At 39.0% G+C, this 14778-nt stretch carries 16 protein-coding genes and 1 tRNA gene; 4 read left to right on the forward strand and 13 right to left on the reverse strand.

Annotated features, from left to right (window positions below; translation table 11 throughout):
• Positions 1-45: 45 nt before the first annotated feature.
• The 6 genes from ACKGJN_RS11675 to ACKGJN_RS11700 all read right to left on the reverse strand — a co-directional run bounded on the left by ACKGJN_RS11675 (position 46) and on the right by ACKGJN_RS11700 (position 4508).
• Positions 46-122, reverse strand: a tRNA-Arg gene (locus ACKGJN_RS11675).
• Between the two features lie 96 nt (positions 123-218).
• Positions 219-497, reverse strand: a complete 279-nt coding sequence (locus ACKGJN_RS11680) for an ATP-dependent Clp protease adaptor ClpS (protein WP_409539682.1) — start codon at positions 495-497, stop codon at positions 219-221.
• Between the two features lie 529 nt (positions 498-1026).
• Positions 1027-1869: a 50S ribosomal protein L11 methyltransferase gene (gene prmA / locus ACKGJN_RS11685; RefSeq protein ID WP_409539683.1), complete on the reverse strand. Its 843-nt coding sequence runs from the start codon at positions 1867-1869 to the stop codon at positions 1027-1029.
• A complete protein-coding gene (gene tpiA / locus ACKGJN_RS11690; RefSeq protein ID WP_409539684.1) occupies positions 1869-2624 on the reverse strand; it encodes a triose-phosphate isomerase in 756 nt (251 codons plus the stop codon). The genes prmA and tpiA overlap by 1 nt, the downstream gene beginning before the upstream one ends.
• Positions 2625-2799: 175 nt before the next feature.
• Positions 2800-3894, reverse strand: a complete 1095-nt coding sequence (locus ACKGJN_RS11695) for a BT_3928 family protein (RefSeq protein ID WP_409539685.1) — start codon at positions 3892-3894, stop codon at positions 2800-2802.
• 68 nt (positions 3895-3962) lie between these two features.
• Positions 3963-4508, reverse strand: coding sequence for a DUF1599 domain-containing protein (locus ACKGJN_RS11700; protein ID WP_409539686.1), 546 nt, complete (start codon positions 4506-4508; stop codon positions 3963-3965).
• A gap of 100 nt (positions 4509-4608) precedes the next feature.
• Here ACKGJN_RS11700 and folP point away from each other — a divergent pair, with 100 nt between their 5' ends.
• A complete protein-coding gene (folP, locus tag ACKGJN_RS11705) occupies positions 4609-5433 on the forward strand; it encodes a dihydropteroate synthase (protein WP_409539687.1) in 825 nt (274 codons plus the stop codon).
• 37 nt (positions 5434-5470) lie between these two features.
• Positions 5471-6244, forward strand: a complete 774-nt coding sequence (cdaA, locus tag ACKGJN_RS11710; RefSeq protein WP_409539688.1) for a diadenylate cyclase CdaA — start codon at positions 5471-5473, stop codon at positions 6242-6244.
• A gap of 230 nt (positions 6245-6474) precedes the next feature.
• Here cdaA and ACKGJN_RS11715 read toward each other — a convergent pair whose 3' ends face one another.
• Together ACKGJN_RS11715 and truA are read right to left on the reverse strand one after the other, a co-directional pair.
• A complete protein-coding gene (locus ACKGJN_RS11715) occupies positions 6475-8241 on the reverse strand; it encodes an ABC transporter ATP-binding protein (RefSeq protein WP_409539689.1) in 1767 nt (588 codons plus the stop codon).
• Positions 8242-8988, reverse strand: coding sequence for a tRNA pseudouridine(38-40) synthase TruA (truA, locus tag ACKGJN_RS11720; RefSeq protein WP_409539690.1), 747 nt, complete (start codon positions 8986-8988; stop codon positions 8242-8244). It lies immediately after the preceding gene.
• 241 nt (positions 8989-9229) lie between these two features.
• Between truA and ACKGJN_RS11725 the strand changes: the two genes are divergently transcribed.
• Positions 9230-9769 carry a metallophosphoesterase family protein gene (locus tag ACKGJN_RS11725; RefSeq protein WP_409539691.1) on the forward strand — a complete coding sequence of 180 codons (540 nt, stop codon included), beginning with the start codon at positions 9230-9232 and terminating at the stop codon, positions 9767-9769.
• Positions 9770-10040: 271 nt separating this feature from the next.
• Here the strand turns inward: ACKGJN_RS11725 and ACKGJN_RS11730 are convergent, their stop codons facing one another.
• The 3 genes from ACKGJN_RS11730 to ACKGJN_RS11740 form a co-directional block, all read right to left on the reverse strand.
• Positions 10041-10268 (reverse strand): type II toxin-antitoxin system RelE/ParE family toxin, encoded by a 228-nt coding sequence (locus ACKGJN_RS11730; protein ID WP_409539692.1) that lies wholly within the window; start codon positions 10266-10268, stop codon positions 10041-10043.
• Positions 10259-10486, reverse strand: coding sequence for a hypothetical protein (locus tag ACKGJN_RS11735; protein WP_409539693.1), 228 nt, complete (start codon positions 10484-10486; stop codon positions 10259-10261). Before ACKGJN_RS11735 ends, ACKGJN_RS11730 begins: the two co-directional genes overlap by 10 nt.
• Positions 10487-10956: 470 nt before the next feature.
• On the reverse strand, positions 10957-11367 hold the full coding sequence (locus ACKGJN_RS11740) for a DUF4293 domain-containing protein (RefSeq protein ID WP_409539694.1): 411 nt from the start codon (positions 11365-11367) through the stop codon (positions 10957-10959).
• 197 nt (positions 11368-11564) lie between these two features.
• Here ACKGJN_RS11740 and rho point away from each other — a divergent pair, with 197 nt between their 5' ends.
• Positions 11565-13343: a transcription termination factor Rho gene (gene rho / locus ACKGJN_RS11745; RefSeq protein WP_409539695.1), complete on the forward strand. Its 1779-nt coding sequence runs from the start codon at positions 11565-11567 to the stop codon at positions 13341-13343.
• 122 nt (positions 13344-13465) lie between these two features.
• On the opposite strand, the gene gldC is transcribed toward rho, so the two are convergent.
• Both gldC and gldB read right to left on the reverse strand, forming a co-directional pair.
• Complete coding sequence (gene gldC, locus ACKGJN_RS11750) at positions 13466-13804, reverse strand: gliding motility protein GldC (RefSeq protein WP_409539696.1); 339 nt, start codon at positions 13802-13804, stop codon at positions 13466-13468.
• On the reverse strand, positions 13804-14763 hold the full coding sequence (gene gldB, locus ACKGJN_RS11755; RefSeq protein ID WP_409539697.1) for a gliding motility lipoprotein GldB: 960 nt from the start codon (positions 14761-14763) through the stop codon (positions 13804-13806). Before gldB ends, gldC begins: the two co-directional genes overlap by 1 nt.
• Positions 14764-14778: the final 15 nt, after the last annotated feature.

A 14778-nucleotide genomic window follows, 5' to 3' on the forward strand; every position in this document is an offset into this window, starting at 1 on the left:
TAGTCCTAAGATTTGCGCGGTTTTGATGTTATTTATTAACAGCTTTGGTGACCTCGGCTGGATTCAAACCAGCAACCTCTTGAGCCGTAATCAAGTGCGCTATTCAGTTGCGCCACGAGGCCTTTTTGCGGGTGCAAATATAGGTTTAATTTTAAAAAAACCTAAATAAACAATCCGGTTTTTTTAAATTTTCAGGCTCTTCTGTTCTATTTAATTTTCTATCCTGTTATCTCTGCACTTAATCCTGCCTCCAGCAACTTGGAACACCTTGGTTTCAAATCGGGATAATCACCGGTTTTTACGGTGCATTTCCCCTTATAATGTACCAGGATCGAACATTGCTCTGCTTGTTCGGGAGTATGGTCACAAGCTATAATAAGCATTTCAATAACGTGGTCGAACGTATTGTGATCGTCGTTAAATAATACTATCTCGTAATTCTTCTGTTTTTTGGTCTTGGTCTTTACCTCTTCCAATACTTCTTCCTTCGTGCTCATCTTCCTATATTTTATTGAAACTTCTCTGCAAAGATAAGAAAAGTTCTATGTTTTTAGAATTCGGTTTCCAGTTCCAATTGATAGGTCCGGGATTGATTTTAAAAATTCAGTAATATCCGGTAAAGAATCAAGATCGCTCCGCCTTTGGCGTAACTGTAAGAATCAAGAACCAAGACCTATTTTAATTAACTGATAAACATTTAGTTATAATCCCTATTTTTTCAGCACACTTTAACTACCAGTGTGATTTAAAAAATTTATTATTGCAAGGTTTGTTTTAAAAATCTCTTTGGAATGCCCAATGGACAAATGGTTTCAACTTTAACAAAAGTGTTTACCGGACAACAATGTTAAAAACTCAAAGCAAACCCGCCTGCATGATTTGGGCCGATCTCAGCAAACCTGAACGACCGTTAGTTGGGTTCAACCCTCTATGAGGAATTAAAATCATAAAGGAACAACCTTGATGCAAGCACCTCTGAATAGTTCAGGCAGGACTTGAGGAACCTGCCCAGTAAGTCACGCGGGTTTAACCATCAATGTGGGTAAAACTTAAGGCTGCCCAATTATCACGTTCCAGCTGTTCCTCGAGTTTTAATCCGTGCCTGTTACACTCCTCCTCTATCGCTTGGATATCTTCGGTATAAAATCCGCTTAAAAATAGTTTTCCACCAGGATTTAAACTGGCCGCATAGGCATTTATGTCTTCCAGAAGTATGTTCCGGTTGATATTGGCGATAATACGGTCATATTTTCGTCCTTCCAGCAATTCAGCACCTCCCTCATAAACAGAGATCAATTCGCAATTATTGCGTTCTGCATTTTCAATGGCATTCTGATAACACCAGTTGTCGATGTCTATCGCATCGATCTCCTTTGCGCCCTTCATCTCTGTTAGAATAGCCAGCACTCCGGTGCCGCTTCCCATATCCAGCACAGATTTATCCTGCCAGTCATTTTTCAGAATAAATTGCACCATCATATGCGTTGTTGCGTGATGACCCGTTCCAAATGACATTTTTGGCTCGATGATGATATCAAACTCGGTATCCGGTTGCTCGTGAAATGGAGCACGAATAGAACAAATATCATCTACAATAAGCGGATCAAAATTCTTCTCCCACTCACTGTTCCAGTTTATTTGTTCAATTTCCAACGAGGTATAGGTGATCTCAAATTCTTCCGATTGCAAAATATGAATCCCGGCAAGCATCTCCGGATCATATTCTTCTGAAGGAATATATGCGGTAACCCCGTCTTCATCTTCCACAAAACTTTCAAAACCGGCATAGCCAAGTTCTGCTATAAGAATTTCTGAAGCCGGTTGCAACGGAGCGATCTTAAATTTGAACTCTATATAATTCAGCGGCATTATTCAAAGGCATTTACAATGGCAAGAAAGTCGATCGCATTGAGACTGGCACCGCCAATCAATCCACCATCCACATCTTCATTTGCGAAGATCTCGCGGGCATTATCGGGCTTTACGCTTCCACCGTATAAAATGGAAACCTCATCGGCAGTTGCCTGATCATAATTTTCAGCCACAATTTTCCGAACATAGGCATGCACTTCCTGAGCTTGTTCCGGGGAAGCGGTTTCGCCCGTACCTATTGCCCAAACAGGCTCATAAGCCAGGATCACGTTTTTCCATGCATCCTTGGGAAGATGAAAAATGGCATTTTCCAACTGAGACTTTACCACCTCAAAATGTTTGTCTGCTTTACGTTCCTTCAGTTCTTCTCCGAAACAAAAAATAATTTCCATTTCATTTGCAATCGCTGCAGAAACTTTTTTGGACAGGATCTCATCGGTTTCATCAAATTGAGCTCTTCTTTCGCTATGACCAAGGATCACGGAGTTCACCCCGATACTCTTCAGCATTTTTGCAGAAACCTCTCCTGTAAATGCGCCTTTTTCAGCAAAATGCATGTTTTGGGCCACAACTTTAACAGGGGTATCTTTCAGGGACTGAAAGGCGCTGTACAAACTTATAAATGAAGGTGCTACATAAACCTCGGCAGTAGGTTCTTTTACCATTTGCAATTTTAAATGTGCTATCAGTTCCTGCGTTTCAGACAGATCATTGTTCATTTTCCAGTTTCCTGCTACTATATTCTTTCTCATAATACTATGTTTATTTTTTATTATTAGGGCTGTTTTATACTAAGATCACTTCTGAAATAAGCAAATCAAAACCACGGGATTTTCACGAGTTTCTTAAAAAACAAGCTTTTACAAATATAAAGGTTCGTTTAAACATACCCGACTATTCTGCTATAAAAAGCCTGGCTTTAAAATTTTATAAATCTATATCTGCAGAATCATACCAATGAACTTTTTGGGTTATGGTTCCCTTCTCAAGCGTTAGAATTCCGGGATTTGCGCGCACAATGGTTTTTAAAACAGTCTCATCACTTTGATAAAATTCAAAATTCAAACTGAATTCTCTTATAATTGCTTCCTGCCTTTCCGCATTGGAGGAGGTGAGTCCCACCACGGTATATCCCTTTTCCAGGGCGCGTTCACTCAAACCCTTTACGGCATTAAAACCATCTTTTTCTGTACTTCTTAAGTTATAGGCAACAATCAGCAAGAGTTTGTCGCTGCTCAAAATCTCTTTGGTAACATCTTCCCCGTTCTTTTCAATGAAAAAATCGGAAATCGCCGGCTTATCGCCTTCTCTTATCAGTTTTGTATCTACTCCAAGATATTTTCCCTGTACCTGCGGATATTCTCCCTGGTTCTTGATGATTATTTCCTTTCCATTATCCTCAAAGATCCAGGTATATTCATAGGTAGCTTTTTCAGCATCTTTAGGCATTTCCATTTTTTCGAGGATGTTGTTGCCTACTTTATATACTCTGAAATCTATTAGCGGAAGATGCATCAACACATAATATGCAAAGATAAAACAGAGCATAAAAGAGAGAAATATGATCCACCTGTGCGATGCCGGAACAAGAATAGGCGTAATGTATTTCCTGTTAAAGAAAAGCACAAGGATCAAAATAAGCAAACCCACATCCTTATAAAAAGATTGCCACGGCGTTAAAGGCATGGCATCTCCAAAGCAACCGCAGTCCTTCACTTTATCAAAATAAGCAGAATAAAAGGTGAGGAAAGTGAAGAAAAGAATCATCAATAACAGGCTCCACATGGTGAATTTGGGTAAATATCCAATGATGAGCATTATCCCAAGTACCAGCTCGAAGATCACCAGGATAATGGCGATCACCAATGCAAATGGAATTAGAAATTCTATTCCCAGTACACCCGTGCTAAAGTATTCCTGAAGTTTGAAGGAAAAACCAATTGGGTCATTCAATTTTACAAAACCGGAGATTATAAATAATATCCCTACAAATATCCTGGCAATTCCTACAAATATTTTCATCGTATACTACTGTTTTAGGTGAGCTACCAATGCCCGTTTTATGTATTTTTTCTTCTGAAAAATCAAAACTATACTGCTGCTTCTTCCATCAAAATAAGTGCAAAAACCGCATAATTGATTATATCCTGATAATTGGCATCTATTCCTTCACTTACCAGGGTTGTTCCTTTATTATCTTCGATTTGTTTTACCCGTAAAAGCTTCTGAATGATCAGATCTGTAAGAGAACTCACGCGCATATCCCGCCAGGCTTCTCCATAATCATGATTTTTATTCTCCATCAGGCTTTTGGTTTCAGCAATTTTTTGATCATAATGTTCGATCGCTTTTTCCGGGTTTAAATCCGGTTGATTAACAACGCCCAGTTCCAACTGAATTAAGGCCATTACCGAATAGTTGATGATCCCAATAAATTCGGGTATTTCATCTTCCTCCACTTTGCGGGTTGCATTTTGCTGAAGGCTGCGAATGCGCTGCGCCTTGATAAAAATTTGATCGGTTAAGGACGGAAGCCTCAATATTCGCCAGGCACATCCGTAGTCTCTCATTTTATTTAAAAAGAGATCCCTGCAGGTTTTCACCACGGAATCATATTGTTTTGAAGTATCCTTCATAAAAACATTCTAATTTGCGTAAATTTCGGTCAAAATATTTAGATAGTCAAAGTTAATTTTTTCGGCGGAAAAAGCCGAGTATAAACACAATTATACTGGAATGACCATAACATGCAAAGGCAAGCTTATAAATTTTGAAACTCCAAAAGTGATGGGAATCCTGAACATAACCCCGGATTCCTTTTATGATGAGAGTCGGAATTCCTCTCCTGATGTTTTGCTGAAAAAAGCCGAAGTAATGCTTGAGGAAGGTGCTACTTTCCTGGATGCTGGCGGTTACAGCTCGCGGCCGGGCGCAGAAGACATCAGCCAGGATGAAGAACTGAAACGCGTACTCCCGGCGATAGAAATTCTGCTGAAAAATTTCCCCGAAGTTTTAATTTCAGTAGATACTTTCAGAAGCAAAGTAGCCGAAAGAAGTATTCAGGCCGGGGCAGCACTTATAAACGACATTTCTGCAGGAAACCTGGATGTGGAAATGATGCAGGTTATTGCCCGGTATCAGGTACCTTATATCATGATGCATATGCGCGGAACTCCCCAAACAATGAAAGACCTCAACAGCTATGAGGATGTAACCCAGGAAGTGCTTTTTTATTTTTCAGAAAAAATTAAAGCCGCCAGGACACTAGGAATCAACGACCTTATCATTGATCCCGGCTTCGGATTTTCAAAAAATATAGCTCAGAATTTTGAACTGCTTTCCAATCTTGAGTTGTTTGAAATTCTGGAATTACCATTATTGGCAGGACTTTCAAGAAAGTCGACTATTTATAAAATCCTTAATTGCACACCAAACGACGCATTGAATGGAACCACAGTCCTAAATACCCTCGCACTCACCAAAGGCGCCGATATCCTGAGGGTGCATGACGTAAAAGAGGCGATGGAAACCGTGAAATTAACCGCACAACTGAAAAACTAACCGTATATTTTCTATTTTTACACAAAGCCTTAAAAATTTGGATTTTCTAAACCTCCGCATTCTTGATATAGTAGATATAGTGTTTTTGGCTATACTTCTGTTTTACATTTATAAACTCGTAAAAGGTACCGTAGCCGTAAATATTTTTGTGGGAATTGTCATTGTCTGGCTTTTCTGGAAGCTTACGCAGTTGTTGCAAATGGAATTGCTTTCCAGTGTTTTTGGGGAGTTTATCGGTGCCGGGATCTTTGCCCTGATTGTGGTATTTCAGCAGGAAATCAGGAAATTCCTTCTAATGATAGGATCTACCAATTTCACGCAACGCAGGAAATTCCTGAGACAATTCAGGTTTGTAAAGGATGATACTCAAATAAGTACCAATATCAACGCTATTATAAATGCATGCGAGGCAATGAGCCGAACACTCACAGGAGCCTTGATTGTGATCCAGAAATCTACCAGCCTGGATTTTGTGAAAAATACGGGGGACAAGATGAATATCGAACTCAATCAGCCAATAATTGAATCCATATTTTATAAAAATTCCCCGCTTCATGATGGCGCGATGATCGTTGAAGACAATAAGATCACTGCTACCAGGGTGATACTGCCAGTTTCAAACGACAGGACAATTCCGTTAAGGTTTGGACTCAGGCATCGTGCTGCTGTTGGTATTACCGAAAAAACCGATGCTATTGCACTTGTTGTCAGCGAAGAAACCGGACAAATCTCCTATTTAAAAGATGGTGAGTTGGTGATCTTTGAAGATTCGGTAGATTTGATCAATAAATTAAGGGATGATCTTACTTAAATCAAAAACCACAAAAGCCCTGAAAGGGTGAGATAATTGATAATTAAGGTGCGCTCTTCCCCGTACCCCTTTTTATTTCGCCCTTTCAGGGCTATCTTAAACTAACATCTTTAATTCGATGGGCGCTGCCCATCGCTGATAGATCTGGCCCTTTCAGGGCTAAATGGTTGAAGTGAAAAATATCTTTAAAATTAGAGGCAGGCCCGCCTGAATGAGAACTCAATGAGGGATCAAACCGATTCTTCAGCCATAAACTGAACTTCGTAAAGATTTTTGTAGAAACCGCCTTTCACTTTCAGCAATTCTTTGTGGGTTCCCATTTCTACGATCTTTCCTGCGTCCATCACCATAATTTTATTCGCTTTTTTAATGGTTGCAAGTCGGTGGGCAATTACAATGGAAGTTCTGCCTTCGGTTATTTTATCGGTAGCATCCTGTATAAGTTGTTCGCTGTAAGAATCTACAGAGGAAGTTGCTTCGTCCAGAATAAGAATGCTTGGATTGCTCACATAAGCACGTAAAAAAGATATTAGCTGCCGCTGCCCGGAGGAAAGCATCACCCCGCGTTCCTTTACATTGTAATGGTATCCGTTTGGCAAAGAAGTGATGAACTCGTGGATCCCTATTTCTCTTGCTGCACGTATCACGTCCTCTTCGGTAACATTCGGGTTATGAAGGGTGATATTATTTAAAATGGTATCGGCAAAAAGAAAAACGTTTTGTAAAACCACTGCGATTTCTTTCCGAAGCGTTTTCAGGGTAATATCCCTGATATCTATTCCATCTACCAGGATCTTTCCGCTGTTGATCTCATAAAAACGGTTGAGCAAATTGATTACGGTGGTTTTCCCGGCACCGGTAGAACCAACGATCGCGATAGTTTCTCCTGCATTCGCCTTGAAAGAAACCCCTTTTAAAACCTCTTCGGCTTCATCATATCCAAAGCGAACATCCTGAAATTCTATCGCTCCGGTTAAATTATCGATTTCAATTTTTCCTTCATCTTTTATGGATGCTTCCGTATCCAGAATCGCAAAAACACGGTTTGCAGCAACCATTCCCATTTGAAGCGTATTGAATTTATCGGCTATTTGACGCAGCGGACGAAACAGCATCTGGGCCAGTTCAATAAACATGATAATGATACCCAAACTTAACGCATCATTATCCACCACTCTTAAACCCCCATACCACACAATTAAACCTATGGTGATCGAGGTGGACATCTCTGCAATAGGGAAAAAGATGGAGTTGTACCAAACGGTTTTTACCCAGCCCTTTTTGTGCTTTTGATTGATCTCCTTAAAATTGTCATATTCTACCTTTTCCCTGGTGAATAACTGGACGATCTTCATTCCTGTTATTCGCTCCTGGACGAAGGTATTTAAATTGGCAACCTGATTTCTCACATCTTCAAAAGCTATTTTCATTTTCTTCTGAAAAACCCTTGTGGCATACAGAATAAAAGGAAGCACAAGAAGAACCAGCAACGTAAGCTGCCAGCTATTATAGAACATAAAGCCCAAAACCACCAGCATTTTAAGTAGATCACTGGCAATTACAAACAAACCTTCACTAAAAATACTCGCTATGGTCTCAATGTCGCTTACCGCACGGGTTACCAATCTCCCTACAGCCGATTTATCAAAATACTTCATTTTAAACCGAAGCATATGCTCAAATAAATTCACCCGCAAATCCCGTATTACTTCCTGCCCTAACCAGTTGGCAAAATAGATGAACAAAAACTGAAAGATCACTTCCAGGGTTAATGCTATCAACATTAAACTTATATAGTAAACCAGGTTTTCACTATCCTGTGGAAGAATAGAGTCGTCTATCGTGATTTTAAGCAAATAAGGTCTTAGAACCGCGAAAACAGACAATAATATAGCCGAAACGGCCACAAAATAGAAGGTCCATTTATACGGGTTTGTATACCTAAGCAATCTTTTAAAAAGATTTACATCAAAAGCTTTTCCTGTTCCTGTCGCCATTTATTTTTCTACAATAGATGTTGGATATTCAATTCCTGTTAAAAACAAGGCCTTTGCCGGCACCGAAGTTCCTGCATTTTGCCTGTCCCTGCTTTTTATAATTTCCTCCAGCTTCTCCACCGGAATTTTTCCAAGCCCAATCTCCAGCAAAGTTCCCACTATGGCCCGAACCATATTGCGAAGAAACCTGTCTGCAGTTATTTTAAAAACCAGTTTATTTTCCTGTTGTTCCCAAATCGCCGATTTTATAACACAATTATAGGTTTTCACATCGGTTTTAGATTTTGAAAAACATTTAAAATCGGTGTGTTTTTTTAAACGAAAAGCTGCCAGATTCATTTTATCGAGATCCAGTTCATTTTTTACAAGATGAGCTGTTTCATAAAAAAACGGATCTTTTTGCTGAATGATATGATATTCATAACTTCTGCTTATCGCATCAAAACGGGCATGCGCCTCGGGGTGAACTTCAAATAAATTATATACAGCTATATCTGAAGCCAAAAGTGAATTCAGCCTAAAGATAAGCTTTTGGGGGTCTGGTAAAATTTCAGCATCAAAATGAGCGAAATACTGACTTGCATGAACTCCCGCATCTGTCCTTCCAGCTCCCACAACCGGGGTTGAAACCTGCAATAAGGTAAAAAGTGCGGTTTCCAGAGTTTCCTGTACTGAAACTGCATCCGGCTGATTTTGCCAACCATGATATGCCTTTCCATTATACGCCAGTTCTATAAAATATCTCAATCTAAATTGATACTTTTACGTGATTTTTGTGCAAAGATACAGCAATATGATGGTTTGATTATATGATGGTATGATTATTTGATGGTATGATGTGATGGTATGAAATGATGTTTTGATTATAGGATGATGTGATGGTTTGAAAATTTCTTTTCTGAATTTAATTTTATTATACCTGGACAAGCTTATTTAATCGGTTAATTTTGAATTTTAATTTTGAATTTTGAACCCGGAACAGTAAAAAATGAAAAAAATATTATTGCTGAGTGATACCCACAGTCATATAGATGAAAGAATTCTGCATTATGTCGCTGAAGCTGATGAAATTTGGCACGCAGGGGATATCGGCGATCTAAAAGTAACCGATAAGATCAAAGAACTAAAACCGCTTCGGGCGGTATTTGGCAACATTGACGATCACGAAATAAGGAAGGAATTTCCGTTAAATCAAAGGTTTTTATGTGAAGATGTAGATGTTTGGATCACGCACATTGGAGGATATCCCGGCAGATATTCTCCCGCCATTAGAGAAGAAATTCAGAAAAATCCACCAAAATTATTCATATGTGGCCATTCCCATATCCTTAAGGTAATGCCTGATAAGAAACTCGATCTTCTCCATATGAATCCAGGAGCAGCAGGAAAATATGGATTTCACAAAAAAAGGACGATGCTTCGGTTTAATATAGATGGTGCAAATATTAAGGATTTGGTTGTGATTGAATTGGAGGCCTCCCCAAAAGTCTCCCCCGGTCCCTGCGAAGGAGGGGAGTTTGTCCCATAGGACTATCTATTGTAAATAAAAACTTTGTCGAATAACACCTGTGCCCTTAGTTAGAATATGACCATAACGTTTATATATATCTTCCCTAAAGAAAGAAGCTGAATTTTATTTTGGCCCCCGAAGTATTGGAGTAAAGGCGGGAAAGTGATCCGTTTTAAATCTGTGTAATTCACGTTTTTAGCAATCCGTGGAATTCGTATTTTAATCCGTTTTTCTGGCTTTTGTTTTGTTCCTCTAAAATTAATTAATTCTATAATCCCTTTTCCGGAATTCACCTGTAGATTATGTAGTTGTTTTTGTCTACCTGGCCTTTTCGCAAATTCTTATGCATTTCTGTTTCTGGATACATTTCAGGGTACTTTATTATATGTGCCAAAAAATTCCGTAGGTTATTTTCTAACTGGAGAATTTCCATTTCCGTCCATGCTTCTTCTAAATATTCAAGAACTTTTTTTAAACCTTTTTCTGCTTGTGGCGTCCAAACTATTTCTAATGCCATTCGTCAAAGCGGTTCATTACAGTTTCGTGTGCTATATAATCATTTTTATCTGCTTGTGCCAAGCCAGTTTCAATTTCCTTCTGTTCTTCCTTCGACATTTCTCCATACCAATCCCCTTGTTCATCTTCAAAAACTTTTTTTATTTTTGCCAACAAGCTCTTTTTTTGTGTCTGTAACAAAAGCTGCATCAACTCTAATTTTGTAGTTTCTATATTCATGATCCCGGGTTTAATCCTAACAAAGATAGTATTTTTATATGCAAATTTTATTCCCAATCAAGGGATAAAAGCTGGTGAATCCCACCCCGAAGCATTGGAACAAATAACCCGGTTCAAGATTCCGGATTGAAAATTCAATAAACCCTAACTCTTTGCACTCCAAACCCTTCGAGACCACCACTATTTAGGGGTCGGGATAAAGGTGGAAGTCAGAGGAGTGAAAAATGCATAATTCTTCCTGTATAGATTGACTAAAATTTTTGCTTAAACAAAACAATTAGGCTTGATCCAAAATGAACCTTCAATTTTGTTTTGCCCCATAGGACTATCTATTGGTAAAAAAAAGGTATTCGCGAATAATAACTGTGCCGTTAGGTTAAGAACAGGACCATTTAATTAGCTTGAAACAAAAAACCCGAAGCTTTCACTTCGGGTTTTTCTCGCACTAATAACACTAAGATAAATTAGGTTTATCGAAACCGGTCCACAGATTTTACGAGATCTTCATCCTTTTTAATGGCCTTATTGGCCAGCACTAAAAAAACGATAGAAAGAACAGGAATAAACATCCCAATACCCTTCTCTGAGATTTGCATCTCTCCAGGTACAGTTAGTGTCCAATACACGAAAACTCCTAGCAAAAAAAAGTTTAATATTATATTGACGCGCCCCAACACAAATTGAAGCTTTCTGTTTTTAAATAAAAATATTGTTACCAACGATAAAACGGCCGATCCTAAAAACATTGCAAGTGCAAGAATTACATCCTCCACATACACCGCTTCCCCCGCCTCATTACTCCACAAAGAAACAAAAAAAATCAAGACCCCGCTTATGAGAGCGGCAATAAATAAATAGATACTTTGGATACGTTGAATCATGCTAAATTCTCAAAATTTAGGTCAAAAATAAGTGTTTCTTTTTAGAATCCATATCCCAAGATTTAAAATAAAGTTGTATTATTGCATCAATGTTCTGTAACCTGTTCAAAATAGGTTACTTATAACCCCAATTTTTTTTTCGAATCTTCCTCGAGAAGTTTACAATAAAACCATCACAATCTTATTCATAATAATACATGTTTGAAATTTCAGAATTAAAAGCTAAGAAGCTGCCTGAGCTTCAAGATATAGCTAAGTCTTTAAATGTTCCCAAATACCGCACCCAGAAAAAACTGGATTTGGTTTATCAAATTTTAGACTATCAGGCCGCGAACCCTGCAAAAGTCAAGGAAGTCCTAAGCGATGAAAAGACTCCTTCAGCCCCTAAGGAAACTCAGGATAAGGCTGAAAAATCCAAAATTGGATCGGAAAGCAGTCCGCAACGGAAACCCAACCCTCGTCAGAATAAGCCGAGACCGGAAAATAAAAGCACTCCGGACAGTGAGCAAAAAAAGAACCAGCCTGTGAAAAGTACAGATAAAAAACCTCACGAAAGATCTTCCGATCGTTCAAAGGGAACTTCTGGAAAATCTCAGCCATCCAGAAAAGAGGACACTATGGAAACCACCTCCAAAAAAGAAGATCACCCAAGGGACAACGGAAACTCTTCCAGGGATTCCGGGAATTCTTCCAGAGATTCAGGAAACTCATCCAGGGATTCAGGAAATTCTTCTCGGGACAACCAAAAAAATACCCGTGATACCAGAAAAGAGCCAAGAAGCAGCAATAAAGGTGACAGCACCATTAAAAACAACGGAAACCGCGATAACCGAAACAGGTACCGCGAGCCGGATTATGAATTTGATGCCCTTATAGAAAGTGAAGGAGTATTGGATATCATGCAGGATAACTACGGATTTTTAAGATCTTCAGATTATAATTACCTGTCTTCTCCAGATGATATTTATGTTTCTCAATCGCAAATAAGGCTGTTTGGTTTAAAAACAGGAGATACTGTTTTAGGCCAGATTCGTCCGCCGAAAGAGGGAGAGAAATATTTCCCGCTTATCAAGGTTATAAAAATAAACGGATTGGATCCCCAGGTAGTTCGGGACCGGATTTCATTTGAACATCTGACTCCGCTTTTTCCAAAGGAAAAATTCAAACTTGCCGAAAGACAAAGCACAATTTCCACAAGGATTATGGACTTGTTCTCTCCAATTGGAAAAGGACAACGTGGAATGATCGTTTCCCAGCCTAAAACCGGGAAAACAATGTTGCTTAAGGATATTGCAAACGCGATTGCGGCCAACCATCCCGAGGTGTATCAGATCATCCTATTGATCGATGAACGTCCAGAGGAGGTTACCGATATGCAGCGAAATGTAAAAGGAGAAGTTGTTGCTTCCACTTTTGACCGCGAAGCACACGAACACGTAAGAGTGGCAAATATCGTACTGGAAAAAGCCAAAAGAATGGTGGAATGTGGACATGACGTGGTAATCCTTCTGGATTCCATAACACGTCTTGCCAGAGCTTACAACACCGTACAACCTGCCAGTGGTAAAGTATTGAGTGGTGGTGTAGATGCGAACGCCCTGCACAAACCTAAACGTTTCTTTGGAGCTGCCAGAAATATTGAAAATGGAGGATCCCTGTCAATCATTGCTACTGCCCTAACCGATACAGGTTCTAAAATGGATGAAGTGATCTTTGAAGAATTTAAAGGAACCGGGAACATGGAACTTCAACTGGATAGAAAAATCGCCAACAGAAGGATCTTCCCTGCTATTGACCTTACTTCTTCCAGCACACGTCGTGATGATCTTTTACTGGATGAAAACACCTTACAGCGTATGTGGGTGATGCGAAAATATCTTGCAGATATGAACCCTGTAGAGGCGATGGAATTTATCAATGAGCGATTTAAACAAACCAAAAACAACGAAGAGTTTTTGATCTCTATGAACGGGTAAAATTCACTTTATTCCTAATACAAAATCCGGTTATCAAAAGATAGCCGGATTTTTTTAAAAAAATCTAATAAGGAAACGGTAATGCCAAATAGACCCTTTAAAGAGTCCTTTATAGAGCAAATCTACTCCTGCTTTAACTCCATTTTCTCTGCAAAATAATCGCAGAAATCTTTCATGGTTGCTGTCATTTTTTCATCCTGGGTTGCACGATTAAAAGTGTCGCTCATTGCAACCAATGTTTGATGGAAAAATTTTTTCATCTCATCCACCGGCATGTCCTTGGTCCATAAATCTATACGTAAGGTTTCCTGTTGTTTTGCATCCCACATGGAAAGCATCATTGCTTTTGCTTCTTCCTTATAAATATCTCCATCTTCAGCGCTCCAGTATAGTTCTTCGGGCACCTTGTTTTCATCGAGAATAACTTCTATATTGATCTCAGATTTTTTAAATTCTGCCATTATTTCTTTGGTTTATATTTTGCTTTATTAAAAATTGTTTCGGCATCTGTATCCAGCATTTCCGGCAGACTCACCTCGTATTCATCCATATATGCCCGTACTATTTCCCAGCCTATATACTGTCCCAGCATTGCCGGAGCTTCGTTATCGAGTTCCAGATAAAATTTCGAAAAAGGCGCAGGATATAGGAACCTGGAATATAATTGGGTATCGGAATCAAAAATTAGTTGGCGCTCTACAAAATACCTCCATATCTGCGCTTCATTGTTTTTTGCCCATTCCAGTTCTTCCGAGGTATATCCTATTTTCTGATGATCTGGAGTTTTCGGGAGCCAGCGATCTTTCAGGTACAGAATTTTTCCATAATAGATCATATTCGCAAGAAAGGTTTTTGACTTGGGCTGAGGCAACTTTTCTTTGGCAAATTCAGTCGCTACATCCTGAACGATCTGATTTTTCTCAAAATTCTTCTTCAGATATTCCTGGATTCCCATGTAAAATTGATGATCCTTACCTAGATAGGTATCCAAAGCGATAAAAAGATAATCCGGAGTTAAAAGAACCTTGTTTTTATAATCCACTTCAGAAGTAATTGTGACCACTGTTGGCGCCTCAAACGGAGGAAAATAGTATTTTATATGCTGAAAAAGTGAATGAAGCTGCTCCTCTTCAGAAGTAAAATCGGAATAAATTTTTGAAACTTCCATGTTTATTTCCTGCTGAATGGTATCATTTATCTTATCGATCCAAACGCTATCAGGAAATCTTTCAGGAAAAAGAAAAGGATATTCTGCTTTAAGCTGCGGAAGTTCTTCCGGAGTGATCCTGGCAAATTTATCGTCAAACCGCTCTACTTTAAAATCAACAGGGAATTTTTCAATTTCCTTACTTATTCCTGATTGCTCCTGGCAGGACCACATTGCAATCATTCCAGTTAGCAACAGAAGTTTTTTAAACATATATATTTTTTGTGG

The organism is Gillisia xinjiangensis, assembly GCF_046298265.1.
Taxonomy (GTDB): domain Bacteria; phylum Bacteroidota; class Bacteroidia; order Flavobacteriales; family Flavobacteriaceae; genus Gillisia; species Gillisia xinjiangensis.

Coding starts and splice junctions, on each gene's coding strand:
- ACKGJN_RS11680 (WP_409539682.1), bottom strand. CDS start 497: ATGAGCACGAAGGAAGAAGTATTGGAAGAGGTAAAGACCAAGACCAAA.
- prmA (WP_409539683.1), bottom strand. CDS start 1,869: ATGCCGCTGAATTATATAGAGTTCAAATTTAAGATCGCTCCGTTGCAA.
- tpiA (WP_409539684.1), bottom strand. CDS start 2,624: ATGAGAAAGAATATAGTAGCAGGAAACTGGAAAATGAACAATGATCTG.
- ACKGJN_RS11695 (WP_409539685.1), bottom strand. CDS start 3,894: ATGAAAATATTTGTAGGAATTGCCAGGATATTTGTAGGGATATTATTT.
- ACKGJN_RS11700 (WP_409539686.1), bottom strand. CDS start 4,508: ATGAAGGATACTTCAAAACAATATGATTCCGTGGTGAAAACCTGCAGG.
- folP (WP_409539687.1), top strand. CDS start 4,609: ATGACCATAACATGCAAAGGCAAGCTTATAAATTTTGAAACTCCAAAA.
- ACKGJN_RS11715 (WP_409539689.1), bottom strand. CDS start 8,241: ATGGCGACAGGAACAGGAAAAGCTTTTGATGTAAATCTTTTTAAAAGA.
- ACKGJN_RS11725 (WP_409539691.1), top strand. CDS start 9,230: ATGAAAAAAATATTATTGCTGAGTGATACCCACAGTCATATAGATGAA.
- ACKGJN_RS11730 (WP_409539692.1), bottom strand. CDS start 10,268: ATGGCATTAGAAATAGTTTGGACGCCACAAGCAGAAAAAGGTTTAAAA.
- ACKGJN_RS11735 (WP_409539693.1), bottom strand. CDS start 10,486: ATGAATATAGAAACTACAAAATTAGAGTTGATGCAGCTTTTGTTACAG.
- ACKGJN_RS11740 (WP_409539694.1), bottom strand. CDS start 11,367: ATGATTCAACGTATCCAAAGTATCTATTTATTTATTGCCGCTCTCATA.
- rho (WP_409539695.1), top strand. CDS start 11,565: ATGTTTGAAATTTCAGAATTAAAAGCTAAGAAGCTGCCTGAGCTTCAA.
- gldC (WP_409539696.1), bottom strand. CDS start 13,804: ATGGCAGAATTTAAAAAATCTGAGATCAATATAGAAGTTATTCTCGAT.
- gldB (WP_409539697.1), bottom strand. CDS start 14,763: ATGTTTAAAAAACTTCTGTTGCTAACTGGAATGATTGCAATGTGGTCC.